Below are 23836 nucleotides of genomic sequence, written 5' to 3'. Positions count from 1 at the left end.
TCAGACCGCACCTTGCGGCAACTGCATGGTGATGCAGTGCAGGCTGCCGTTCTGCCAGATCAGCGGTCGGCAGGGCACCGGGATGATGTCCCGCCCTGGATAGGCCGCCGCCAGCACCGCAGCGGCCTGGGTGTCGGCTGGGTCACCATAGGCCGGCATCAGCACGGCGCCGTTGATGATCAGGTAGTTGGCATAGCTTGCGGCCAGGCGTCGACCCGCATCCAGAATCGGGCGTGGCCAGGGCAGGGGAAACAGCCGGTATGGCCGGCCATCGCGCGTGCGCAGGGCCGCCAGCTCCGCCGCCATCGCCTGCAGCGGGGCATGATGGCTGTCGGCCGGGTCATCGCAGGCCTGGTACACGATGGCATCGTCTGGCGCGAAGCGGGCCAGGGTGTCGATGTGGGCGTCGGTATCGTCGCCTTCCAGCGCGCCGTGCTCCAGCCACAGCACCCGATCCTGATGCAACCAGGTGCAGAGGGCCTCGGTCAGAGCCTGCCGTGAGGCATCTGGGTGGCGTTCGTGCAGGCACTGCCAGGTGGTGAGCAAGGTGCCGGCACCGTCGGTTTCAATGGCCCCGCCTTCCAGCGCGAAGTCGATGCGCCGGCGCTCGGCATTGCCAAACGCGCCTTGCGCATGCAGCACTTCCACCAGACGGTCGTCGCGGCTGGCCTGGAACTTGCCGCCCCAGGCCGTGAACCGGAAATCCAGCAGACAGAGCCGGCCATCCGCCGCACGCAGGGTGATCGGGCCGGAGTCGCGCAACCAGGTGTCGTCGTAGTCCACGCGCAGGAATTCGACCTGCGAGCGCGCGACGTTGGCCGCATCCAGCAGCGACCGTGCGCGAGTTTCGACAGTCGCATCCGGCACGCAGATGCGCAGGCGCTGGTGCCGGGTCACGGCGGCCGCCAGCGCCACGTAGGTGGTTTCGACCTCATCCAGACGGTCTGCCCAGTCAGTACCGGCGTGCGGCCAGGCAATCAGCACCGCCGACTGGGGCTCCCACTCGGCGGGGAAACGGAAGGAATCTCGAGACATTCGATGTGTGTTGGATCAGTCGGATGGCCGCGGGTATCAGCGGCTGGCTGGCTTCGGGCCGAGCTCGTCCGGGCTGGCCTTGTTGGCCACCGCATCGACCACCCGGTTCTTTTCGAAATACACGGTGAACTGCGGATAGACCCAGCGTTCGATCACCGGCCACGCACGCTTCTGGCCGCCGACCGGCTGCAGACGCTGCGCGGGTGCGCCGTAGCGTGCCTCGACCTGGGGTGCGGTCATCCCGCGTGCCGGCAGATTGGCCGGTTCCTGGCGGATGCGCTGGATCAAAAGCACATCCCCGGTCTGGGTGTCTTGTGCCAGGGCATGGCTGGCAGGCGCCAGCAGGGCGGAAGCGAGGACAAAGCGCAACAGGCGATCCATGACAGTGCTCCGTGACGATGCGGGTGTGGAAGCCGCGATTCTATGTCGATCTGCCCAGGATACGAAAAAGCCGCCTTGCGGCGGCCTTTCCGAACACGACAGGCAGTCGGCGGATCAGCGCTGACGGGCCTTGAAACGCGGGTTGGACTTGCAGATCACGAAGACCTTGCCGCGACGGCGAACCACCTTGCAGTCGCGGTGACGGGTCTTCGCCGACTTCAGGGAGGACAGGACCTTCATGACGAAACCTCGGCAATTGAAAAATGGGTGGAACGCGAAGCCGCGCATTCTAACGGCTTGGCTGCCCTGCAAGCAACACCTCGTATGCGTCCATCTTCTTTTGGCGCTCGGGTTGGTATGGGTGGAGGACGTGTAACGGGGCATTCGCCAAGGGCTGGGTGCGGGATTGGCTGTCGCCGGCCATAATGGCCGACATGAATGCCTCGGTTCCCGTTCTCACCATCGATGGCCCGTCCGGCTCCGGCAAGGGCACGGTCAGCCGCCTCGTTGCTGCCCGCCTGGGTTGGCATTATCTCGATTCCGGTGCGCTGTACCGCGCCGTCGGCATTGCCGCCGGCTGGTCTGACATCGACTTGTCAGACGCGTCTGCCCTGGTGCGCTGCGCGTTCGACACCGATATCGCCTTTCGGGACGATGGCAGCGGCGAGCTGCGGGTGATCGTCAACGGCACCGACGCCACCGATGAGCTGCGAACCGAAACCGCAGGCGCCGCCGCTTCGGCCATTGCCGCCATCCCCGAGGTCAGGGCGGCGCTGAAGGAGCGTCAGCGCGCTTTTCGCAGGCCGCCTGGGTTGGTGGCCGACGGGCGCGACATGGGGACGGTCATCTTCCCGGATGCGCCTTATAAGGTGTTTTTGACCGCCAGCGCCGAGGAGCGTGCGGAAAGGCGCTATAAGCAGTTGAAAGAAAAAGGGGTTTCGGTAACAATGGATGGTCTGCTGCGAGAGATCCTCGCCCGCGACGCCCGCGACGCCAGTCGTGCGGTGGCGCCGTTGCGGCCGGCCAGCGATGCCGTCCTCATCGACACCACCGGGCTGCCCGTCGAGGCGGTGGTCGCCCGGGTGCTGGACCTGGTGTCCCGTCCCACGGCCTGACGGTCGCGGTTCCCTCGTTGGCAGATTCAAGGCCCCGCTGGCACATCCGTGCCTGCGGTTTCCCATCCACCACACATGGCAAAGGTGCGTTCTGCACTGGCGCCAACCCACCCGGTGGGCAGCATCACGGTCTCGTGCGCTGCCTGTGTATTCCACCCGAGATTTTTCATGAACTCCGCAGCTACCGAATCCTTCGCCGAACTGTTCGAAGCCAGCCAGGCTGATCTGGCCAAGCTCAAGCCCGGCGCCATCGTCAAGGGCACCGTGGTCGACATCCGTAACGATGTTGTGGTCATCAATGCTGGGCTGAAGTCGGAAGGCGTCGTGCCGATCGAGCAGTTCCGCAACGAGGCCGGCGAAATCGACGTCAAGATTGGTGACGAGGTCAAGGTCGCGCTCGATGCAATCGAGAACGGCTTTGGCGAAACCGTGCTCTCCCGTGAGAAGGCCAAGCGTGCGATGGTCTGGGACGAGCTCGAGGAAGCCCTCGAGAAGAACGCCACCGTGGTTGGCCGCATCAGCGGCAAGGTCAAGGGTGGTTTCACCGTCGATATCAAGGACGTCCGCGCGTTCCTGCCGGGTTCGCTGGTCGATGTGCGCCCGGTGCGCGATCCGGCCTACCTGGAAGGCAAGGAGCTGGAGTTCAAGCTCATCAAGCTCGACCGCAAGCGCAACAATGTCGTGGTCTCGCGTCGTGCGGTGGTCGAGAGCGAGTATTCCGAGGAGCGCGAGGCGCTGCAGGAGAAGCTGGTCGAAGGCGCCGTGCTCAAGGGCGTGGTCAAGAACCTGACCGATTACGGTGCGTTCGTCGACCTCGGCGGCATCGACGGTCTGCTGCACATTACCGATATGGCGTGGAAGCGCGTGCGCCATCCGTCCGAAGTGGTCGAGGTCGGGCAGGAGCTGGAAGTGCGCGTGCTCAAGTACGACCGCGAGCGCAACCGTGTCTCGCTGGGCCTCAAACAGCTGGGCGAGGATCCGTGGGACAACATCGCCCGCCGCTATCCGCCGAACAGCCGCGTGTTCGGCAAGGTCTCCAACGTCACCGAATACGGTGCGTTCGTCGAGATCGAGCCGGGCGTGGAAGGCCTGGTGCACGTCTCCGAGATGGACTGGACCAACAAGAACGTCAACCCCGCCAAGGTGGTGCAGGTGGGTGACGAAGTCGAGGTCATGATCCTTGATGTGGACGAGGAGCGCCGCCGCATCTCGCTGGGCATGAAGCAGTGCACCCAGAACCCGTGGGAAGTGTTTGCGGCAACCCACAAGAAGGGTGACAAGGTGTCCGGCCAGATCAAGTCGATCACTGACTTCGGCATCTTCATCGGCCTGGAGGGCGGGATCGACGGTCTGGTGCACCTGTCCGATCTCAGCTGGAATTCCAATGCCGAAGACCTCGCCCGCAACTACAAGAAGGGTGACACCTTGGAAGCCGTGGTGCTGGCGGTGGATCCGGAGCGCGAGCGGATCAGCCTGGGCGTGAAGCAGCTTGAGCAGAACCCGCTGGGTCAGTTCGTGGCCGCCCATCCCAAGGGCAGCAAGGTGACCGGCACCGTCAAGGAAGTGGACGCCAAGGGCGCGGTGATCGATCTCGGCGACGGTGTCGAGGGCTATGTCATGGCCCGCGACATCAGCGACGAGCGTGTCGAGGACGCAAGCCAGGTGCTCAAGGTCGGTCAGCAGATCGAGGCCAAGTTCGTTGGCATGGATCGCAAGGGCCGCACCCTGCAGCTGTCGATCAAGGCCAAGGACGAAGCCGAGACCGCCGAGGCCATTGCCGAGTACAACAAGGCCAATGCCGAAGCGGCCAGCGGAACCACCCGGCTGGGTGCGCTGCTGCGTGAGCAGCTGAATAAGGCCGAGTGATCCGCGGTCGTCCGTAGGAAGTAGAAAAGGTCTGAACAACGCCATCTGGGCGTTGTCAGTCCGCCGCCGAGCCCGGGCCGTGCCTGGGCTCGGCACACCCGAATCCGTCGCTTGCGCGGTGGATTCGTGGTCGGCCATCAGAAGCCGACGGGGGATCTTCGACGTATTCGGAGATTCCTGAGCAGCGGCCCGGCATTCAGCCGGGCCGTCTGCATGGATGGACATCAAGCCTTTGTCATGAACAAGTCCGAACTCATCGAACTGCTTGCGCAGCAGCAACCACATCTGAAGGCTGAGGATGTTGACCTTGCGGTCAAGACCCTGCTGCAGATGATGAGCAGCGCGCTGGCTCAGGGGCAGCGCATCGAAGTGCGTGGGTTTGGCAGTTTTTCGCTGCATTACCGCCCGCCGCGGACTGGCCGCAACCCCAAGACCGGGGAGGCGGTGGCGCTGCCGGGCAAGTACGTTCCGCACTTCAAGCCGGGCAAAGAGCTGCGCGAACGCGTGGCGGATGTCGTCCCACTGACAGACAGCGAGTGAGCGCCGGCACCTGCGGGTGCGGGCCGCACGATGGTCGTACCGGGACGGGAAAGTTCGCTACTCTTTAAGGTGCGCGAAAACACCCACGTACGTAAGCGTTTTCGCGGGCCGATGACACTTGGCCTTGGCGCACACGCAGACCGCTGCCGGTATGGCAGCCCCAACCAGAACGTTCAGGCGGGCTATGGAGCTACTCGACCAGTGGATGTGGTTCATCATCGCGGTGCCACTGGCGGCGCTGGCGGGCTGGGTGATCGGGCGCCGGGGTGGTGAACGCCATAGCGGCCATCAGGTCAGCAAACTCTCCACCACCTATTTCCGCGGTCTGAACTATCTGTTGAACGAACAGCCCGACAAGGCGATCGAGCTGTTCCTGCACGTGGCCGAACTCGACCGGGATACGTTCGAAACCCAGGTGGCACTGGGGCATCTGTTCCGTCGTCGGGGCGAGGTCGATCGCGCCATTCGTCTGCATCAGGCCCTGGCACAGCGTCAGGATCTGACTGATACCCAGAAAATCCAGGCGCTGTCGGCACTGGGCGAGGATTACATGCGCGCCGGTCTGCTGGACCGTGCCGAAACCGTGTTCAACGATCTGGCCCAGCTGGATCAGCGCGCCCCGCAGGCATTGCGGCATCTGATCGAGATCTACCAGTCCGAGCGTGACTGGGAGAAAGCCATTGCCAATGCCATCCGGTATGAAGAAGTCACCGGCCAGCCGATGGGCAAGCTGATTGCCCATTTCGAATGTGAACTGGCCGAACGGCATCGGAGTAATGGCGATGTCGAGGCCGCCCGTGCGGCCATCGTGCGCGCCTATGCGGCGGATCCCACGTCAGTGCGGGCGGGCATCGCCGAAGGGCGCCTGGAAGCCGAGGCTGGCAACACCCATGCCGCCATCCGTGCGCTGGAGCGGGCCGCACGCCATGACCCCGACTTTCTGCCGGTGATCCTGCCGATGCTGCTTGCGCAGTACGAGAAAATCGGTGAGCGCACCGGCGCCCGCGCCTTTCTGTCGGCCATGTGCGAACACTATCGCGGGATTGCCCCAGTGCTGGCGTTGGCGCGAATGGTGGAGGCCGAGGAGGGCATTGCCGCTGCCCGTCAGTATCTGGCCGAACAGTTGAAAGATCGCCCCTCGGTGCGTGGAGAGGCGGCGCTGATCGATCTGAGCCTGGCCGCAGGCGCGGATGCACTGGCCACCCTGCACGACCTCAAACACATCACCGACCAACTGTTGGTGCGCAACCCCAGCTACCGCTGCAATCGGTGCGGTTTTGGCGCCCGCAGTCACCACTGGCAATGCCCGAGCTGCAAAGAGTGGGGCTCGGTCAAGCCGCTGCTCAACTATGCGGTGGTCTGATCTGCTGATGGGTGCCGCGCAGGGGCGGTGTACAGTCTCGACATGGGGCCTGCGGTTTCCATCCTATACCGGAGGCCAGCACTGCAACCGGGCTGCTGCGCGTCGATGCATATGATGGCAGGCCGAACGATGCCGGGCTTCTGGCCATACTCGCGCGTCTGCGGCAGGCCGTGGCCGCATATGACTTGCCGACCTTGCGGGACTGCCTGCACGATGCCGTTCCTGACTATGCATCGCAGACCGGGCCGGCAGTGTCGCCGCCAGGGTGTTCCCTTTCATTGCACGTAGAGGATGTCAACGGATGACCGTGTCGTTTCCAAGAATCCGCAAGGCCGTTTTTCCCGTCGCCGGACTCGGTACCCGGTTCCTGCCGGCCACCAAGACCGTGCCCAAGGAGATGCTGCCAATCGTCGATCGGCCGCTGATCCAGTACGCGGTGGACGAGGCCATCGCGGCCGGCTGCGACACGCTGGTGTTTGTCACCAACCGCTACAAGCATGCGGTCGCCGACTACTTCGACAAGGCCTACGAGCTTGAGCAGAAGCTGGAAAGGTCGGGCAAGCAAGAGCAACTGGCACTGGTCCGCAACGTGTTGCCCGAGGGCGTGCGGGCGGTGTTCGTGACTCAAGCCGAGGCACTGGGGCTGGGCCATGCGGTGTTGTGCGCCCGGCCGGTGGTGGGGAATGAGCCCTTTGCCGTGCTGCTGCCGGATGATCTGATCTGGAGTCGCGGCGATGGTGCGCTCAAGCAGATGGCCGACCATGCCCAGGCCACCGGTGCCAGTGTGGTGGCGGTGCAGGACGTGCCGCGCGAGCAGACTGGAAGCTACGGCATCGTAGCGACCGACGGGTTCGCCGGGCAGGCCGGGCGGATCCGCCAAATCGTCGAAAAGCCCAAGCCCGAGCAGGCCCCCAGCACGCTGGCGGTGGTCGGGCGCTATGTGCTGTCGCCGACGATTTTCGATCTACTGGAAAGCACTCCCAAAGGCGCCGGCGGCGAGATTCAGCTGACCGATGCCATCGCCGCACTGCTGGATCGCGAGCGTGTGGATGCCTTCCGTTTCCACGGCACCCGGTTCGACTGCGGTACCCATCTTGGCCTGGTCGAGGCCACCATCCGCTATGCGCTGGACAACGAGAAACTCAGCGACGCGGCGCGCCGACTGATGCAGGATGCACTGGGCGAAATGGGTGTGGTCGAAACGTAAGCCAGCGCGCACCCTGTCAACGAAAACGGCGCCTTGACGGCGCCGTTTTCGTTTCTGGCACTTCGCTCAAAGCGCCTCAAAGATACCGGCGGCGCCCATGCCGGTACCGATGCACATGGTCACCATGCCGTACTTCTGCTTGCGCCGGCGCAGGCCATGCACCAGGGTGGCGGTGCGGATGGCCCCGGTGGCCCCCAGCGGATGGCCGAGCGCGATGGCGCCGCCCAGCGGATTGACCCGGGTCGGATCCAGGCCGAGGCTGCGGATCACCGCCAGCGCCTGCGCGGCAAAGGCCTCGTTGAGCTCGATCCAGTCCAGCTGATCCTGGCGCAGGCCGGCCTGCGCCAGCGCCTTGGGAATGGCCGCCACCGGGCCGATGCCCATCACTTCCGGACGCACGCCGGCCACCGAGAAACTGACGAAGCGGGCCAGCGGAGTCAGCCCGTAATCCTTGATCGCCTGTTCGGACGCCAGCAGCACCGCGCCGGCGCCATCGCTCATCTGCGAGGCGTTGCCAGCGGTGACGGTGCCGCCGAACTGGCCGTTACGGAACACCGGGCGCAGTTTGGCCAGGCTTTCCAGCGAGGTGTCGGCACGCGGGCCTTCGTCGTTTTCCACCCGCACCTGCTTCACCTGCACGGTGTTGCCGGCAAGATCGGGCAGCCGGGCGACCACATCGTACGGGGTGATCTCGTCGCGGAACTCGCCAGCCGCCTGTGCCGCCAGCGCTTTCTGGTGTGAGGCCAAGGCAAAGGCGTCCTGATCCTCACGCGAGACTTTCCACTCTTCGGCGACCTTCTCGGCGGTAATGCCCATGCCGTAGGCAATCGCCACGTGATCGTCACGGAACACCTTGGGCGACAGCGCCACCTTGTTGCCCATCATCGGCACCATGCTCATCGATTCAGTGCCGCCGGCCAGCATCAGGTCGGCATGGCCCAGCTGGATCTGCTGGGCGGCCAGGGCCACCGCCTGCAAACCGGACGAGCAGAAACGATTGATGGTCTGCGCGGCAATGGTATTGGGCAGGCCGGCCAGCAGCACGCCGATGCGCGCCACGTTCATGCCTTGCTCGGCTTCCGGCATGGCGCAACCGATGATGGCATCGTCGATGCGGTTGACGTCGATGCCCGGTGCCTGTGCGACGACGGCTTTCAGCACGTGCGCCAGCATGTCGTCCGGGCGGGTATTACGGAACACGCCTTTGGGCGCCTTGCCAACCGGGGTGCGGGTGGCGGCGACGATGTAGGCGTCCTGAATCTGCTTGCTCATGGATGAACTCCGATGTCTGGAAAGGAGACGGCACACGGCTGTGCCGCCGCGGCAACGCACCCGGTGCCGCGCAGGCGGGGGCAATCCGCATCGGTTGCCTGCCGCGGAAATGCCTGAGTGCGCTGCCTGGTCTGTTGCATGTCAGTTACGCAGCGGTTTGCCGGTCTTGAGCATGTGAGCGATGCGGGCCTGGGTTTTTTCCTGCTGTGCCAGCTCGACGAAGTGCTTGCGCTCGAGCTTGAGCAGCCAGTCCTCGTCCACGATGGCGCCGCGATCAATGTCACCGCCGCACAGGACGGTGGCGATGCGGTCGGCGATCTCGTAGTCGTACTCACTGATGAAGCGGCCTTCCAGCATGTTGACGAGCAGCATCCGGAAGGTGGCGATGCCGACATCGCCTGCCACCTGGATACGGCGTGCCGGCAGCGGCGGCCGATAACCCGCCTCGGCCAGGGCGCGTGCCTCCGACTTGGCGATATGCAGCAGCTCGTAGGCGTTGAAGGCGACCGTGTCGCCTGCGCGCAGCAGCCCAAGCTCCTTGGCGTTGACCGCCGAGTTGGAAACCTTGGCCATGGCCACGGTCTCGAACACTTTCTTCAGTTCGGCGAACACGTCACCACCCGGGCCGACCGCTTGCGAAGCGCGCACTGCCAGTTCCTTCAGGCCGCCACCGGCCGGCAGCAGGCCAACCCCAGCTTCGACCAGACCGATGTAGCTTTCCAGATGGGCCACGGTCTTGGCACTGTGCATCTGGAACTCGCAGCCACCGCCCAGCGCCAGGCCGCGGACTGCTGCCACCACCGGCACCAGCGAATACTTGATCCGCTGGCTGGTGGCCTGGAAGTTGGCCACCATGGCCTCGAACTCGGCCAGCTTGCCGGCCTGCAGCGCACCCAGCGCGCCGGCCAGGTCGGCACCGGCCGAGAACGGTTCTTTCGGCTGCCAGATCACCAGGCCGGCGAAGTCACGCTCGGCGCGGGTGATGGCCTCCTGCAGCCCGTCCAGCACGGCGCCGGAAACGGTATGTATCTTGGTCTTGAAGCTGACCACGGCGATATCGTCGCCGTCGTGCCACATGCGCACGCCGTCGTTCTCGAACACGGTCTCGCCCGGCGCGAACCGCTCGCCCAGCACCGGGTCGGGGAAGCGCTGGCGGCGATAGACCGGCAGCGACGAACGCGGCAGCACGGCGTTCCGGGACGGGCTGTAGCTGCCCTCTGCCGTATGCACGCCATCGCGTGCAGACACCCAGGCCGGTAGTGCGGCACTGCTCATCGCCTTGCCGGCGGCGATGTCTTCACTGATCCACTGCGCCACCTGCGACCAGCCCGCCGATTGCCAGGTCTCGAACGGGCCTTGCGCCCAGCCATAGCCCCAGCGGATGGCCAGATCCACGTCGCGCGCGGTGTCGGCGATGTCGGCCAGATGGTAGGCGCTGTAATGGAACAGATCGCGGAAGCAGGCCCACAGGAACTGCGCCTGCGGATGGGGGCTCTCGCGCAGCTTGGCGAACTTCTCGGCTGGGTTCTTCAGCTTCAGGATCTCCACCACCTCCGGCGTGGCGCCACGATCGGCCACGCGGTAGTCCTGCTTGTCGAGGTCAAGGACCAGGATGTCCTTACCCACTTTGCGGAAGATGCCGGCGCCAGTCTTCTGGCCCAGCGCGCCCTTGGCGATCAGCGCCTGCAGCCAATCCGGCGACTGGAAGTAGCCATGCCAGGGGTCCTGGGGCAGGGTGTCGGCCATGGTCTTGATGACGTGCGCCATGGTGTCCAGGCCGACCACGTCGGACGTGCGGTAGGTGGCCGATTTGGGCCGGCCCAGCAGCGGCCCGGTCAGCGCATCCACCTCGTCAAACCCCAGCCCGAACTGGCGGGTGTGGTGGATCACCGACAGGATCGAGAACACGCCGATGCGATTGCCGATGAAGTTGGGCGTGTCCTTGGCACGCACCACGCCTTTGCCCAGTTGGGTGGTCAGGAAGGCTTCCAGCTGATCCAGCACCGCCGGCTCGGTGGTGCTGGCCGGGATCAGCTCGGCCAGATGCATGTAGCGCGGCGGGTTGAAGAAGTGCACGCCGCAGAAGCGGTGGCGCAGTTCTTCCGGCAGCACCGAGGCCAGCGCATCGATGCCAAGGCCAGAGGTGTTGGACGCCAGAATCGCATGCGCCGGCACGTGTGGAGCGATTTTCTTGTAGAGGTCCTGTTTCCAGTCCATGCGCTCGGCAATCGCCTCGATGATCAGGTCGCAACCTGCAAGCAGCGTCAGATCCTGGTCGTAGTTCGCCGGAGTGATGGCGTCGGCCAGCGTCTTGCTGGCCAGTGGCGCGGGGCTGAGCTTGCCCAGGTTGGCGATGGCCTTGCGCACGATCCCATTGGGGTCGCCGTCCTTGGCCGGCAGGTCGAACAGCACGGTGTCGATGCCGGCATTGGTCAGGTGGGCGGCGATCTGGGCGCCCATCACACCGGCACCGAGCACAGCGGCACGGCGTACTAGCAGTTTCTGAGACATATTCTCCATCTCCTTGAAAAATCAGGCTTCTTCCGCACGGAAGCCGGCCGCCGCGAAGCGGATCAGCATGTGCGCGGCATGCCTGCGGTGGGTCGCCTCGGGGACATTGAGGGGACGTTTAATCAGGCCGAAATCGGCCATGGCATAGGTCAGCGCGCCAGACAGAAAATCCAGGCGCCAGTACAGCGTTTCTTTACTCAGGCCGGGCAGGCAGTCGGCCAGCGCATGAGCGAACTCGCGCAGCACATGGCCGTACTGGTCGGACAGGAACTTACGCAGCTTTTCGTTGTTTTCCGCATAGGTGCGGGCAATCACCCGGATGAAGGCGCCGCCGCCATGACGATCCTGCGCCATCGCCAGCGCCGGCTCGATGAAGGCCGCCAGGATCGGCTCCAGCTGGCCCGGTGCGGTTTCCACCGCCTGCCGCAGCGCCGCCAGCCGCTCGGCGCTCATCACGTCCATGCGGCGACGGAACACCTCGTTGATCAGGTTGTCCTTGCCGCCGAAGTGGTAGTTGACCGCGGCGATGTTGACGTCGGCCAGGCTGGTCACCTGGCGCAGCGAGGTGGCAGCAAACCCTTGCCGGGCAAACAGCGTCTCGGCGGCCTGCAGGATGCGGTCCTTGGTCGAGAAGTTCGGCAGGGTCATGATGACGCGCTCCGGCGCGGATCAAACAACTGTTTGAGATTACGACCGTACGCACCCGTACGTCAATCGCGGAGCGCACGTCCTGGCTGACGCGGCGCAGCAAATCCGCTAGAATCTTCCGCAGCCTTGCAGGCCAAACCCGCGCCAGATCGCGGGTTTTTTCTGTTATCCTCGGGCGCTTCCGGCAGGGACGCCCGCTCACACATTCGGAGGTTCCCATGGCGCTGGAGCGCACCCTTTCCATCATCAAGCCCGATGCCGTTGCCAAGAACGTCATCGGCCAGATCTACACCCGTTTCGAGCAGGCTGGCCTGAAGATCGTGGCGGCCCGGATGAAGCACCTGTCGCGCGCCGAAGCCGAAGGCTTCTATGCGGTGCACCGTGAGCGGCCGTTCTTCAATGCGCTGGTCGAGTTCATGATTTCCGGCCCGGTGATGATCCAGGTGCTGGAAGGTGAGGACGCGGTGCGTAAGAACCGCGAACTGATGGGCGCCACCAACCCGAAGGAAGCCGCCCCGGGCACCATTCGCGCCGACTTCGCCGAGAGCATCGACGCCAACGCCGTGCATGGCTCCGATTCGCTGGAGAACGCTGCGATCGAGATCGCCTACTTCTTCCCGGCAACCGACGTCTATTCGCGTTGACGAGGCCGTTGCCATGACGCACCCGCGCTCCTCCGCTCTCGACATCGCTCTGGTGGGCGAGGGCGGGGGTGCGTCTGCCGTCACGCCGGTCGAGGCCGGCGCGGACGGCCGCACCAACATCTTTGATTTCGATCGCCCCCGCCTGGAGCGTTTCTTCGAAGAGGTGCTGGGCGAAAAGAAATTCCGTGCGCATCAGGTGATGAAGTGGATCCACCACCGCTACGTCACCGACTTTTCCCAGATGACCGACCTCGGCAAGGCGCTGCGGGCAAAGCTCGAATCGCATGCCGTGGTCCGCGCACCGCAGGTGGTGTTCGATAAAGCCTCCGCCGACGGCACCCACAAGTGGCTGCTGGGCATGGATGCCAAGAACGCCATTGAGACGGTGTATATCCCGGACAAGGGGCGCGGCACCCTGTGTGTCTCCTCGCAGGTGGGCTGTGCGCTCAACTGCATGTTCTGCTCCACTGCGACCCAGGGCTTCAACCGCAACCTCACTACCGCCGAAATCATCGGTCAGGTCTGGGTGGCGGCGCGCCATCTCGGCAATGTCCCGCATCAGCAGCGCCGTCTCACCAATGTGGTGATGATGGGCATGGGTGAGCCGCTGGCCAACTTCGACAATGTCGTGCGGGCGATGAGCATCATGCGCGACGACCTTGGCTACGGCCTGGCTAATAAGCGGGTGACGCTCTCCACCGCCGGCATGGTGCCGATGATCGACCGGCTGGCGCAGGAAAGCGATGTGTCGCTGGCGGTGTCGCTGCATGCGCCGTTCGATGAGCTGCGCGACCAGCTGGTGCCACTCAACCGCAAGTATCCGATCGCTGAACTGATGGATGCCTGCGTGCGCTATGCGTTGCGCAAGAAAGGCGAGTCCGTCACGTTCGAATACACCCTGATGAAGGGGGTCAACGACCAGCCCGAGCATGCCCGGGCCTTGATCGCGCTGATGCGCGATTTCGATCGCCGGGTGCAGATGAAAGATGCCGCCAAGGTCAACCTGATCCCATTCAATCCATTCCCAGGCACCCGGTTCGAACGGCCGGACGAACAGGCTATCCGCGCGTTCCAAAAGCTGCTGAACAACGCCGGCATGATCGCGCCAGTGCGCCGCACACGGGGCGATGACATCGATGCCGCCTGCGGCCAACTGAAAGGGCAGGTGCTGGATCGCACCCGGCGGTCGGCTGAACACCGTAAACGGTTGCAAGCCCAAGGAGACGTGCATGCGGCATAGCGGAGGAAGGTGGGCGCGGACGGTTGCACTGGTGTTGGCAGCGGGCTGGCTGCTCGCCGGCTGTCAACAGATGGAGCGCTTCACCTTCATCCGGCCCAGCGCGCAGCCGCGCGGGTATACCCAGGTGGCGCCTACCTACGATGTCAGCGGCAAGAAAGGGCGCGCAGAAAACGATCCCGTTCTGTTGCTGCTTTCCGCCAACGCCCAGTACCAGCTCGGTGAGTACGCCAAGGCCGAGTCGCTGGCACGGCGGGCGCTCAAATTGCAACCCGAGTCCGGCGATGCGCTGACGTTGCTCGGCATGATCGCCACTGCCCGTGGTGATACGGTCGCAGCCGGCAAGGCCTACCAGGAAGCGGCCATGCGGGCGCCTGCAAACGGCGTCTATGCCAACAACTACGGCAGTTGGCTGTGTGCAAACGGCAAGGCGGCCGAGTCGCTGGACTGGTTCGATCGCGCCCTAGCCGATCCGGCCTATCCAACGCCGCTGGCTGCCCTGATCAATGCCGGAACCTGTGCGCTTGCTGCCGGCGCACCGGAACGCGCCGAACCGCGGCTACGCAAAGTGCTGGAGCTGGATCCGCAGAACCTGCCGGCGTTGTCGGGCATGGCTCGGCTGGAGAATGGCCGAGGCAACTTCCTGGAAGCCCGGGCGTTCGTTGAACGCTGGCTCGCCGTGGCGCCTGAGGATCCCGCCGGATTGCAGCTGGCGGCCGAGGTCGAGCAAAAACTGGGCGACAACGCGGCCGCTTCGCGCTATCTTTCACGTTTTAAAGCCCTTTCTTCTGGCCAACCTTCGGTCCCGCGCCCGCAATGACCACGTCCCAGGCCCAGGATCCCACCCACGCAGCGCTGTCTGGTTGCGGTGCGCGCCTGCGTGCCGCCCGCGAAGCCGCCGGCCTTCGCATCGAAGATGTGGCTGCACGTCTGCACATGCCGGTGCGGGTCGTGCGGTGGCTGGAAGAGGAGGACTGGGACCGGCTGGGCGCGCCGGTGTTCGTTCGCGGCCAGGTACGTAGCTATGCCCGCCTGCTGGGCCTGGGCACGACCACCATGATGGAGGCGCTGGATGTTGCGCCGGTGGAGCCCACTCGGCTGGTCAGTCGGACCCATATTCCCAAGCTGCAGTGGTGGACCGAGCAGATCGGTCGGCGTCTGGTCTATATCGTGCTGACCTTGTCGCTGGCGGTTCCGGCCTGGGTGGCGACCCGCCATCATTTCGCGGCCGCACCGGCGGTCGCGGCACTGGATGGCCGCCCGACGGTTCCCAGCAAGCCGCACGACCAGATTCAAGATCAGGCCCAAGATCAGACCGAGCCACGCACCGTGGTGGCATCGCTGGCCCCGTTGCCCGCACCCACTGTGGCCCATCCGTCCGCGTCGGAGTCTTCCTCCGCTGCGGACATCCTGTTGCGCACGCATGGCAAGACCTGGCTGAAGGTGACCGATCGCTCGGGTGCGACGCTCGAGCAAGCCTTGCTGTCCGCCGGCGAGCAGCGGCGTTTCAGCACGGCTCAGGTCGGGCAGCTGATCATCGGCGATGCCCAGGCCGTGCAACTTGAAGTGGGCGGCCAGCCCGTGGATGTCAGTGCGCATGCACGGGCGAATGTCGCCCGCTTTGCGGTATCCTCCGACGGCTCGCTGGTAGCGGCCGATTGAGCCCCGTGACGGGGCCGATGCTGGCACCGCTGGCGTTCCACCTTTGACCTTACGCAATGACGCCCACCGGGATGGCGGGCGAGAGACGAGCATGGCGATCGACGAAATTCTTCTCAACGAACACGAACAAAGTGAACGCGTCCGTTCGTGGCTGCGCAGCAACGCCCCGGGCATCATTGGGGGCATCGCGCTCGGGCTGGCGGCGATCGCCGGCTGGAACTGGTGGCAGGGTCAGCGCGAACAGGCAGCGCAGGCCACCAGTCAGACTTACATGCAAGCGGTACAGGCGTTTGAAGCAGGCAAGCTGCCCGCTGACCAGGGGCGTGCCATCTTGAGTCAGCTGCAGCAGGGCAATCCGGCGTTGGCTACGCTGGCCGGGTTGCAACTGGCCAAAGCGCAGCTGGAGGCAGGCAAGCGGGACGAGGCGATTGCCACGCTGCGCGGTTTGCGCGATATCCCGGCGGATCTGCAACCGCTCTGGCAGGAGCGGCTGGCACGTCTGCTGATCGATGCCGGCAAGCCGCGTGAGGCCTTGCCGTTGCTTGGCAATGAGCGCGAACCGGCGATCCTGGATGCCCTTGGCGATGCCCGTTTTGCCTTGGGCGACAAAACCGGCGCCCAGGCGGCCTACCGCAAGGCGCTGGCACTGCTGGATGTGGCCGCGCCGCAGCATCGTCTGCTGGAAATGAAACTGATCGAAGCCGGTGGTACGCCGCCGCATACCGAGGACAAGTCCTGATGACCCTGCGCCAACCTCGCGCCCTGCCTTTCATCGCTGCCGCTCTGATTGCGGCCGTGGCCCTGTCCGGTTGCAGCAGCGTCAAGCACCTGTTCGGCGGGCGTTCCAAAGACAAGACCGGCGAACCGGCCAAACTGGTCGAGTTCACGCCTACGGTCACGGTGCGCCAGCTGTGGACCGCCCAGATTGGTAAGGGTGAGAAAAATCTCGGTCTTGGCCAGCATCCGGTCATCGTCAATGGCGTGGTCTATGCGGCTGCCGTGGATGGGGGCGTCACCGCGCTTGACCTGACCAGCGGGAAAACCCTCTGGCATTACGACTCGAAGTCACGTCTGAGTGGCGGCCCCGGGGCCGGTGATGGACTGGTGGTGGTGGGTGGCCTGAAAGGCGAGGTCATCGCCCTGGACGCTGGCACCGGCCAGGAAAAGTGGACGGCCAAGGTCAACAATGAAGTCATCTCGGCGCCGGCGATCGGTGGCGGCATGGTATTCGTGCATGCCAACGATGGTCGCGTCACCGCCTTTGATGCCAACACCGGCGAGCGGCGCTGGTTCTACAGTGCCGACGTGCCGCCGCTGACCGTGCGCGGCAACGGTGGCATCACCCTGGGGCCGGGCCTGCTGTTCGTGCCGGGCGATGATGGCAGCGTGGTGGCGCTCGGTATGGCGGATGGCAGTGAACGCTGGCGGGTGGCCGTGGCCGAGCCCGAGGGGCGCAGCGAACTCGAGCGAATGGCCGACGTGGATGGCGACGTGGTGCTGGAAGGCATCGTGCTGTTTGCCACCAGTTACAAGAATCACACCGTGGCCATCGACGGGCCGCGTGGACAGGTATTGTGGGATAGCGAACACGGCGGCCCGCGTGGCCTGGGCGTGAGCAATTCCGCAGTCGTTGTCACCGACCGCAACGGCAATGTGATTGGTCTCGACAAAAACACCGGCGGCAGCCTCTGGCAGCAGTCCGGCCTGCTCAATCGCAACGTCACCGCACCGACAGTGCAGGGCGACTATGTGGTGGTGGGCGATTACGAGGGCGTCGTGCACTGGATCCGTCTGATCGATGGCGCCTTTGCTGCCCGCAGCAAGGCCGGCAAGGCGGTCACCGGCAAGCCGGTCGAGTCCGATGGCATCGTGGTGGTGCAAAGCGTCGATGGCAAGCTGACCGCGTTTTCGCTGCAACCCTGATCTGGCCCGGACGGGCGGATACGCGTGTCGCATGCGGCTCCGGCGAATGCCGGGGCCGCCACTGTCTCCGCATGCCGGTGCCGGGCTGTTTTCCTCTTTCTGAAGGTGTCTTTCATGCTTCCCCTTGTCGCCCTGGTCGGGCGTCCCAATGTCGGCAAATCCACGTTGTTCAACGCGCTGACCCGCAGCCGTGACGCGCTGGTGCACGACGCGCCGGGCGTCACCCGCGACCGCCATTACGGCGTGTGCCGGCTGAATGCCGAGCGCCCGTTCGTGGTGGTGGACACAGGCGGTATTGCGGGCGAGGACGAGGGGCTGGCCGGCGCCACCGCGCGGCAGGCCCGTGCGGCCGCCGAGGAAGCCGACCTGGTGCTGATGATCGTCGATGGCCGCGAAGGCACCTCCGGGCTGGACGATGACATCCTGCGTTGGCTGCGCAAGCTAGCCAAACCCACCCTGCTGGTGGTGAACAAGACCGATGGCATCGACGTGCGGGCGGCACTGGCCGACTTTGCCCGCTACGGAATCGACCCGATGCTGCCGGTTTCCAGCGCCCACCGCACCGGCCTGGACACGCTGCTGGCCAATGTCCTTGCCAGGCTGCCGGAACACGGCCAGGCCAGCCTGCCGGACGACGATCCCGAGCGCATTCGGATTGCCTTCGTCGGGCGTCCCAATGTCGGCAAGTCCACGCTGGTCAACCGCATCCTCGGCGAGGAACGGGTGATTGCATCCGACGTGCCGGGCACCACCCGCGATTCCATTGCCATCGATCTGGAACGCGATGGTCGTAAGTACCGGCTGATCGACACCGCCGGTCTGCGCCGCCGGTCACGGGTCGAGGAGGTGGTGGAGAAGTTCTCTGCGGTCAAGACCCTGCAGGCGATTGAACAGTGCCAGGTGGCGGTGTTGATGCTGGATGCCAGCGAAGGCGTGACCGACCAGGACGCCACCGTGCTTGGAGCGATCCTGGATGCGGGCAGGGCGCTGGTGATCGCGCTCAACAAGTGGGATGGCCGCAGCGAGTACGAACGTCAGCAGGCTGAGGCGCTGGCTGATCGCAAGCTGGCCTTCGTGGACTGGGCCGAACGGGTGCGGATTTCCGCCCTGCATGGCTCGGGCCTGCGCGAGCTGTTTCGCGCCATTCACCACGCGCACGCATCTGCGACCCGCGAGTTCGGCACAGCCGAGGTGACTCGTGCGCTGGAGGCCGCCTATGCCGCCAACCCGCCGCCGGTGGTGCGCGGCCATGTCGCCAAACTGCGGTTTGCCCATCCCGGCGGCAGCAGTCCACCGACCTTCGTCGTGCATGGCACCCGTCTGCGCACGCTCAGCCAGAGCTACCAGCGCTATCTGGAAAACTTTTTCCGCAAGCGGTTCAAGCTGGTCGGTACGCCGATCCGGTTCGTGTTCAAGGAAGGCAGCAACCCCTTCGAGGGGCGCAAAAATGAACTGACCGAGCGCCAGATCGCCCGGCGCCGGCGTCTGCTGCGCCACGTCAAGCGCGGCAAGTAACTGGCCTGACGACGGGCAAGGCCGTTTCAGGCGCTTGACTTGGCCGCTGTTCGCCGCGGACGTGGCTTGGCCCGGCTGTCGAGCTGTACGCCGAGCACGGCGTGACAGTGAATGCAGCTGAGGCTGATGCAACGAGCCTTGCTGACCCCGTCAACGATGCCCACGATCTGCTCGACGTTCACGTGTAGCAGGCGTTTGCCGCACTGCGGACAGGTGCCCTGGATCGTCATATCGAACCTCGCTTCGGACAGGCAAGACCACGCGTGTTGACGTCTGCAACGTCGCCGGGGGCCGCAAGCGGCCAGACAAGGGGATCGCCGCACGCTTCGGGGATTGGCGTTCCCTGGGCGATAATACGCGCCCGTTTGCTGCCACGTTCCCGCCAGATGAGCGCCAGGATCCTTGATGGAAAACGCATTGCCGACGAATTGCTGGACGGGCTGAAAGGCCGGGTCGAAGCGCGCCTGGCGGCTGGCAAGCCGCGGCCTGGGCTGGCGGTCGTGCTGGTGGGGGACGACCCCGCCTCGACGGTCTATGTGCGCAACAAGAAGCGGGCGGCGGAAAAGGTCGGCATCCGTACCTTCGACTATGACCTGCCGGCGGGCACTACCGAAGCGGAACTGCTCGCCCTGATCGACCGGCTGAATGCCGATCCGCAGGTTCATGGCATTCTGATCCAGTTGCCGCTGCCGGGCATTCGCGACGCCAGCGCCCTGATCGAGCGCATCCATCCGGCCAAGGATGTGGACGGATTCCACCCGCAGAACGTCGGCCATCTGGCCCTGCGCCAGTTCGGCTTGCGCCCGTGCACACCACGCGGCATCACCACGCTGCTGGCCTGGACCGATCGCCCGGTACGCGGACAAAGCGCCACCATTGTCGGTGTGTCCAATCACGTCGGTCGGCCGATGGCGCTGGAGCTGTTGATTGCCGGCTGCACGGTGACCTGCTGCCATAAATTCACCCCGCCCGACGTGCTGCGTCGCCATGTCGGTGAGGCCGACATCCTGGTGGTGGCCGTTGGCAAGCCCGGGCTGATTCCCGGCGACTGGGTGAAGCCGGGGGCCGTGGTCATCGACGTCGGCATCAACCGCCTGGACGATGGTCGTCTGGTGGGCGATGTCGGCTTTGAGGAGGCCGCAAAGCGCGCCAGCTGGATCACCCCAGTGCCGGGCGGGGTGGGGCCGATGACCGTGGCCACGTTGATGCAAAACACCCTGGAAGCCGCAGAACTGGCAGAACACGCATAGTCCAGGGGAAAACGCTGCGGCTGGTGCGGCGGACGGGGCAGGCTGCATCAGTTCACACACCTTTGGCGCTCCCTCGAAGCGGAAGGATCGCCGCGGGTGCAGACAGCCTGGCCCGGATAGGCGAGAAAAACGGTAGAATGAAGCGCTTCCCCACCTCCGCATGGGTTTGCCGATGCTCCGCATCCAGGCTGAAGCACTGACCTACGACGACGTCTCGCTCGTCCCGGCGCACTCCACTGTCCTGCCCAAGGACGTCTCCCTCGACACCCGTCTCACCCGCGACCTGCGCATCCGTCTGCCGATCGTCTCGGCCGCGATGGACACGGTCAGCGAGGCGCGCCTGGCCATCGCCCTGGCGCAGCTCGGCGGTATCGCGATCCTGCACAAGAACATGTCGGTGCAGGCGCAGGCCGCCGAAGTCACCAAGGTCAAGACCTTCGAGGCTGGTGTGATTCGAGATCCGTTGACCGTCGGCCCCAACACCACGATCGGTGAGGTGCTACGGTTGACCCGTGCCCGCAACATTTCCGGTGTGCCGGTGGTGGATGCGCAGGGCCAGCTGGTCGGGATCGTCACCGGTCGTGACATGCGCTTCGAGAAGAAGCTGGATGACCCGGTACGCAACATCATGACCCGCCGGGACAAGCTGGTCACGGTCAAGGAAGGCGCCAGCGATAGCGAGGTGTTGGAGCTGCTGCACAAGCACCGGATCGAGAAAGTGCTGGTGGTCAACGATGCCTTCGAACTGCGCGGGCTGATCACCGTCAAGGACATCCAGAAAAAGTCGGACAACCCCAATGCGGCCTATGACGCCAGCGGCCGATTGCTGGTGGGCGCTGCCGTGGGCGTGGGAGGCGATACCGAACAGCGCGTCGAGGCGCTGGTCGAGGCCGGGGTGGACGTGATCGTGGTCGATACCGCGCACGGCCACTCGCAGGGTGTGCTGGATCGGGTGGCCTGGATCAAGAAGCACTACCCGAGCATGCAGGTGATCGGTGGCAACATCGTCACCGGTGATGCAGCGCTGGCCTTGATGGATGCCGGCGCCGATGCGGTGAAGGTGGGCGTGGGGCCTGGTTCGATCTGCACCACTCGGGTGGTGGCCGGTGTGGGCGTGCCGCAGATCACCGCCATCGACATGGTGGCCTCGGCGCTGCAGGACCGCATTCCGCTGATCGCCGACGGTGGCATCCGCTACTCCGGTGACATTGGCAAGGCGATTGCCGCCGGCGCGTCATCGGTCATGATCGGCGGGCTGTTTGCCGGCACCGAGGAAAGCCCGGGCGAGATCGAGCTGTACCAGGGGCGCAGCTACAAGAGCTACCGCGGCATGGGCTCGCTGGGGGCGATGGAAAAAGGCTCGAAGGACCGGTATTTCCAGGACGCTTCCGACGCCGACAAACTGGTGCCGGAAGGCATCGAAGGCCGGGTGCCCTACCGCGGCCCGCTGAGTGCGGTGGTGCACCATCTGGTCGGCGGCCTGCGCGCCACCATGGGGTATGTGGGGTGCGCCACCATTGAGGAAATGCGCCATAAGCCGAGCTTCGTCAAGATCACCGGCGCCGGCCAGCGCGAAAGCCACGTCCACGACGTGCAGATCACCAAGGAACCGCCGAACTACCGCGCGGGTTGAACCAGGCATGCCACGGAAGGGAGACGCGAGTTTCCCTTCTTCGTTTCGGAAACACGCACAGCACTCCCATGACCCCATCGGCACACGGCGACATCCATTCCGACAAAATCCTCATCCTCGACTTCGGCGCGCAGTACACCCAGCTGATTGCCCGCCGTATCCGCGAGATCGGCGTGTATTGCGAGATCTGGGCCTGGGATCATGACCCCGACGAGATCGCCGCATTCGGTGCCAAAGGCATCATCCTGTCGGGCGGCCCGGAATCCACCACGCAGCCCGGCTGCCCGACGGCGCCGGCGCAGGTATTTTCGGCTGGTGTGCCGATCCTGGGCATCTGCTACGGAATGCAGACATTGGCCAAGCAGCTGGGGGGGCAGACCGAAGCGGGCGATCAACGCGAGTTCGGGCACGCCACCCTTGAGATCATCGGCAACGATGCCCTGCTGGCACCGGTGATCACCACACCCGAGTTGCGCAACGTCTGGATGAGCCATGGCGATCACGTCTCGGTGGCGCCGCCGGGGTTCGTCGTTACTGCCCGTACCGATCGCCTGGGCATTGCTGCCTTCGCGGATGACACGCGGAAGATCTACGGTGTGCAGTTCCATCCGGAGGTCACCCATACCGCGGCTGGCGAGGCACTGCTGCGCCGCTTCGTGGTGGACATCTGCGGCTGCGCCACCTTGTGGACGCCCGCCAATATCATCGACGACCAGATCGCACGTATCCGTGCCCAGGTGGGCAGCGATGAGGTGATCCTGGGCTTGTCCGGTGGGGTGGACTCTTCTGTGGTCGCGGCACTGTTGCACCGCGCCATTGGCGATCAGCTCACCTGTGTGTTCGTAGATACCGGCTTGCTGCGCTGGCGCGAAGGCGATCAGGTCATGGCCATGTTTGCCGAGCACATGGGCGTCAAGGTGATCCGGGTGGATGCCGCTGCGCGTTACTTTCAGGCGTTGGCCGGGGTGACCGACCCGGAAGCCAAGCGCAAGATCATCGGGCGGCTGTTCGTCGAGATCTTTGAGGAAGAGTCGGCCCGACTGAAAAACGCCAAATGGCTGGCACAGGGCACCATCTACCCGGATGTCATCGAGTCGGCCGGCAGCAAGACCGGCAAAGCCCACGTCATCAAGAGCCACCACAACGTCGGCGGCCTGCCCGAGCATATGAAGCTGGGGCTGGTGGAGCCGCTGCGCGAGCTGTTCAAGGATGAAGTGCGTCGGTTGGGTGTGGCGCTCGGCCTACCGCATGAAATGGTCTATCGCCATCCGTTCCCAGGGCCGGGCCTGGGGGTGCGCATCCTCGGTGAGGTGAAGCCGGAATATGCCGAGCTGCTGGCACGGGCCGATGCCATTTTCATCGATGAATTGCGCAAGGCCGGCCTGTATGACAAGGTGAGTCAGGCATTTGCGGTATTCCTGCCGGTCAAGTCGGTGGGCGTGGTGGGCGACGCGCGCGCCTATGAGTGGGTGATCGCCTTGCGGGCGGTCGAAACGGTGGATTTCATGACAGCCCACTGGGCGCACCTGCCGTATGACTTCCTCGGCACGGTGTCCAACCGCATCATCAACGAACTGCGCGGCGTCTCGCGTGTGGTGTATGACATTTCCGGCAAGCCGCCGGCTACGATCGAGTGGGAATGATTCCGCGTCCGGCGGCGGCCGGCAGGATCAGGCACCAGACACACCCAAGCCCGCGTCACTGCGGGCTTTTTTGAGCTTCTTGGCCGGCCCGGAGAAGAGGGAGGCCCTGAGGGTACCGTAGCGGGTTGTGGTAGCACTGCAGTCATTTTGATATATTTGCTGTCAACACCCTGATGGAGGTGTTTGGTCATGGCTGTCCTGACGATCAGAAATGTGCCTGAAGACGTGCACCGGGCCTTGCGGGTGCGGGCCGCGCAGCATGGCCGCAGCACGGAGGCCGAGGTGCGCGAGATCCTGGCGGCGGCGGTCAAGCCCGAAAGCCGCGTGCGCATGGGCGATGCCCTGGCTGCCATCGGGCGGAAGATTGGCTTGACCGACGAAGACTTTGCCG

22 protein-coding genes are annotated in these 23836 nt (G+C 64.9%); 16 read left to right on the top strand and 6 right to left on the bottom strand.

Annotated elements, in window-relative coordinates; all coding sequences use genetic code 11:
• From BUA29_RS07005 to ykgO, 3 genes are all read right to left on the bottom strand, one after another.
• On the bottom strand, positions 1-1035 hold the full coding sequence (locus BUA29_RS07005; RefSeq protein WP_072755896.1) for an agmatine deiminase family protein: 1035 nt from the start codon (positions 1033-1035) through the stop codon (positions 1-3).
• Positions 1036-1071: 36 nt separating this feature from the next.
• Positions 1072-1416 (bottom strand): hypothetical protein, encoded by a 345-nt coding sequence (locus BUA29_RS07000; RefSeq protein ID WP_072755895.1) that lies wholly within the window; start codon positions 1414-1416, stop codon positions 1072-1074.
• Between the two features lie 114 nt (positions 1417-1530).
• Complete coding sequence (gene ykgO / locus BUA29_RS06995) at positions 1531-1656, bottom strand: type B 50S ribosomal protein L36 (protein ID WP_005913193.1); 126 nt, start codon at positions 1654-1656, stop codon at positions 1531-1533.
• Positions 1657-1850: 194 nt separating this feature from the next.
• On the opposite strand from ykgO, the gene cmk reads away from it, so the two are divergent.
• From cmk to galU, 5 genes are all read left to right on the top strand, one after another.
• Positions 1851-2531, top strand: coding sequence for a (d)CMP kinase (gene cmk / locus BUA29_RS06990; RefSeq protein ID WP_072755915.1), 681 nt, complete (start codon positions 1851-1853; stop codon positions 2529-2531).
• Between the two features lie 168 nt (positions 2532-2699).
• Complete coding sequence (rpsA, locus tag BUA29_RS06985) at positions 2700-4397, top strand: 30S ribosomal protein S1 (RefSeq protein WP_072755894.1); 1698 nt, start codon at positions 2700-2702, stop codon at positions 4395-4397.
• Positions 4398-4634: 237 nt separating this feature from the next.
• Entirely contained in the window at positions 4635-4937 is a 303-nt protein-coding gene (locus BUA29_RS06980) for an integration host factor subunit beta (protein WP_072755914.1), read from the top strand.
• 184 nt (positions 4938-5121) lie between these two features.
• On the top strand, positions 5122-6300 hold the full coding sequence (lapB, locus tag BUA29_RS06975) for a lipopolysaccharide assembly protein LapB (protein ID WP_072755893.1): 1179 nt from the start codon (positions 5122-5124) through the stop codon (positions 6298-6300).
• A 301-nt stretch (positions 6301-6601) separates the two neighbouring features.
• Positions 6602-7507 carry a UTP--glucose-1-phosphate uridylyltransferase GalU gene (gene galU / locus BUA29_RS06970; RefSeq protein ID WP_072755892.1) on the top strand — a complete coding sequence of 302 codons (906 nt, stop codon included), beginning with the start codon at positions 6602-6604 and terminating at the stop codon, positions 7505-7507.
• 66 nt (positions 7508-7573) lie between these two features.
• Here galU and BUA29_RS06965 read toward each other — a convergent pair whose 3' ends face one another.
• The 3 genes from BUA29_RS06965 to BUA29_RS06955 all read right to left on the bottom strand — a co-directional run bounded on the left by BUA29_RS06965 (position 7574) and on the right by BUA29_RS06955 (position 11938).
• Entirely contained in the window at positions 7574-8779 is a 1206-nt protein-coding gene (locus tag BUA29_RS06965; protein WP_072755891.1) for an acetyl-CoA C-acyltransferase, read from the bottom strand.
• A 141-nt stretch (positions 8780-8920) separates the two neighbouring features.
• Entirely contained in the window at positions 8921-11290 is a 2370-nt protein-coding gene (locus BUA29_RS06960) for a 3-hydroxyacyl-CoA dehydrogenase/enoyl-CoA hydratase family protein (protein WP_072755913.1), read from the bottom strand.
• Between the two features lie 21 nt (positions 11291-11311).
• Positions 11312-11938: a TetR/AcrR family transcriptional regulator gene (locus BUA29_RS06955; RefSeq protein ID WP_072755890.1), complete on the bottom strand. Its 627-nt coding sequence runs from the start codon at positions 11936-11938 to the stop codon at positions 11312-11314.
• 218 nt (positions 11939-12156) lie between these two features.
• On the opposite strand from BUA29_RS06955, the gene ndk reads away from it, so the two are divergent.
• The 11 genes from ndk to BUA29_RS06895 form a co-directional block, all read left to right on the top strand.
• Positions 12157-12582, top strand: coding sequence for a nucleoside-diphosphate kinase (gene ndk, locus BUA29_RS06950; RefSeq protein WP_072755889.1), 426 nt, complete (start codon positions 12157-12159; stop codon positions 12580-12582).
• A 13-nt stretch (positions 12583-12595) separates the two neighbouring features.
• A complete protein-coding gene (gene rlmN / locus BUA29_RS06945; protein ID WP_084602388.1) occupies positions 12596-13822 on the top strand; it encodes a dual-specificity RNA methyltransferase RlmN in 1227 nt (408 codons plus the stop codon).
• Positions 13812-14639, top strand: a complete 828-nt coding sequence (locus BUA29_RS06940; RefSeq protein WP_072755888.1) for a tetratricopeptide repeat protein — start codon at positions 13812-13814, stop codon at positions 14637-14639. The genes rlmN and BUA29_RS06940 overlap by 11 nt, the downstream gene beginning before the upstream one ends.
• Positions 14636-15481, top strand: coding sequence for a helix-turn-helix domain-containing protein (locus BUA29_RS06935; protein ID WP_072755887.1), 846 nt, complete (start codon positions 14636-14638; stop codon positions 15479-15481). The genes BUA29_RS06940 and BUA29_RS06935 overlap by 4 nt, the downstream gene beginning before the upstream one ends.
• A gap of 91 nt (positions 15482-15572) precedes the next feature.
• Complete coding sequence (locus tag BUA29_RS06930) at positions 15573-16220, top strand: YfgM family protein (RefSeq protein ID WP_072755886.1); 648 nt, start codon at positions 15573-15575, stop codon at positions 16218-16220.
• Positions 16220-17404: an outer membrane protein assembly factor BamB gene (bamB, locus tag BUA29_RS06925; RefSeq protein ID WP_072755885.1), complete on the top strand. Its 1185-nt coding sequence runs from the start codon at positions 16220-16222 to the stop codon at positions 17402-17404. The genes BUA29_RS06930 and bamB overlap by 1 nt, the downstream gene beginning before the upstream one ends.
• A 114-nt stretch (positions 17405-17518) precedes the next feature.
• Positions 17519-18919, top strand: a complete 1401-nt coding sequence (gene der, locus BUA29_RS06920) for a ribosome biogenesis GTPase Der (RefSeq protein ID WP_072755884.1) — start codon at positions 17519-17521, stop codon at positions 18917-18919.
• Between the two features lie 386 nt (positions 18920-19305).
• The gene (gene folD / locus BUA29_RS06910) at positions 19306-20169 is read left to right on the top strand and encodes a bifunctional methylenetetrahydrofolate dehydrogenase/methenyltetrahydrofolate cyclohydrolase FolD (protein WP_072755882.1); all 864 of its coding nucleotides are present in this window, start codon (positions 19306-19308) and stop codon (positions 20167-20169) included.
• Positions 20170-20341: 172 nt separating this feature from the next.
• Entirely contained in the window at positions 20342-21802 is a 1461-nt protein-coding gene (gene guaB / locus BUA29_RS06905) for an IMP dehydrogenase (RefSeq protein ID WP_072755911.1), read from the top strand.
• Positions 21803-21870: 68 nt separating this feature from the next.
• Positions 21871-23445: a glutamine-hydrolyzing GMP synthase gene (gene guaA, locus BUA29_RS06900; protein ID WP_072755881.1), complete on the top strand. Its 1575-nt coding sequence runs from the start codon at positions 21871-21873 to the stop codon at positions 23443-23445.
• A gap of 189 nt (positions 23446-23634) precedes the next feature.
• Positions 23635-23836: FitA-like ribbon-helix-helix domain-containing protein (locus tag BUA29_RS06895; protein WP_072755880.1), on the top strand; the 202-nt coding region annotated here is incomplete at its 3' end.

The sequence above is a fragment of the Thermomonas hydrothermalis genome, from assembly GCF_900129205.1.
In the GTDB taxonomy this organism is placed as follows: Bacteria; Pseudomonadota; Gammaproteobacteria; order Xanthomonadales; family Xanthomonadaceae; genus Thermomonas; species Thermomonas hydrothermalis.
The sequence above is the reverse complement of the archived record's forward strand: the minus strand, read 5'-3'. Positions and strand labels throughout refer to the sequence as shown.

Bases quoted from the DNA above. Each gene is read 5' to 3' on its own strand.
- BUA29_RS07005 (WP_072755896.1), bottom strand. From the start codon at position 1,035: ATGTCTCGAGATTCCTTCCGTTTCCCCGCCGAGTGGGAGCCCCAGTCG.
- BUA29_RS07000 (WP_072755895.1), bottom strand. From the start codon at position 1,416: ATGGATCGCCTGTTGCGCTTTGTCCTCGCTTCCGCCCTGCTGGCGCCT.
- ykgO (WP_005913193.1), bottom strand. From the start codon at position 1,656: ATGAAGGTCCTGTCCTCCCTGAAGTCGGCGAAGACCCGTCACCGCGAC.
- cmk (WP_072755915.1), top strand. From the start codon at position 1,851: ATGAATGCCTCGGTTCCCGTTCTCACCATCGATGGCCCGTCCGGCTCC.
- rpsA (WP_072755894.1), top strand. From the start codon at position 2,700: ATGAACTCCGCAGCTACCGAATCCTTCGCCGAACTGTTCGAAGCCAGC.
- BUA29_RS06980 (WP_072755914.1), top strand. From the start codon at position 4,635: ATGAACAAGTCCGAACTCATCGAACTGCTTGCGCAGCAGCAACCACAT.
- lapB (WP_072755893.1), top strand. From the start codon at position 5,122: ATGGAGCTACTCGACCAGTGGATGTGGTTCATCATCGCGGTGCCACTG.
- galU (WP_072755892.1), top strand. From the start codon at position 6,602: ATGACCGTGTCGTTTCCAAGAATCCGCAAGGCCGTTTTTCCCGTCGCC.
- BUA29_RS06965 (WP_072755891.1), bottom strand. From the start codon at position 8,779: ATGAGCAAGCAGATTCAGGACGCCTACATCGTCGCCGCCACCCGCACC.
- BUA29_RS06960 (WP_072755913.1), bottom strand. From the start codon at position 11,290: ATGTCTCAGAAACTGCTAGTACGCCGTGCCGCTGTGCTCGGTGCCGGT.
- BUA29_RS06955 (WP_072755890.1), bottom strand. From the start codon at position 11,938: ATGACCCTGCCGAACTTCTCGACCAAGGACCGCATCCTGCAGGCCGCC.
- ndk (WP_072755889.1), top strand. From the start codon at position 12,157: ATGGCGCTGGAGCGCACCCTTTCCATCATCAAGCCCGATGCCGTTGCC.
- rlmN (WP_084602388.1), top strand. From the start codon at position 12,596: ATGACGCACCCGCGCTCCTCCGCTCTCGACATCGCTCTGGTGGGCGAG.
- BUA29_RS06940 (WP_072755888.1), top strand. From the start codon at position 13,812: ATGCGGCATAGCGGAGGAAGGTGGGCGCGGACGGTTGCACTGGTGTTG.
- BUA29_RS06935 (WP_072755887.1), top strand. From the start codon at position 14,636: ATGACCACGTCCCAGGCCCAGGATCCCACCCACGCAGCGCTGTCTGGT.
- BUA29_RS06930 (WP_072755886.1), top strand. From the start codon at position 15,573: ATGGCGATCGACGAAATTCTTCTCAACGAACACGAACAAAGTGAACGC.
- bamB (WP_072755885.1), top strand. From the start codon at position 16,220: ATGACCCTGCGCCAACCTCGCGCCCTGCCTTTCATCGCTGCCGCTCTG.
- der (WP_072755884.1), top strand. From the start codon at position 17,519: ATGCTTCCCCTTGTCGCCCTGGTCGGGCGTCCCAATGTCGGCAAATCC.
- folD (WP_072755882.1), top strand. From the start codon at position 19,306: ATGAGCGCCAGGATCCTTGATGGAAAACGCATTGCCGACGAATTGCTG.
- guaB (WP_072755911.1), top strand. From the start codon at position 20,342: ATGCTCCGCATCCAGGCTGAAGCACTGACCTACGACGACGTCTCGCTC.
- guaA (WP_072755881.1), top strand. From the start codon at position 21,871: ATGACCCCATCGGCACACGGCGACATCCATTCCGACAAAATCCTCATC.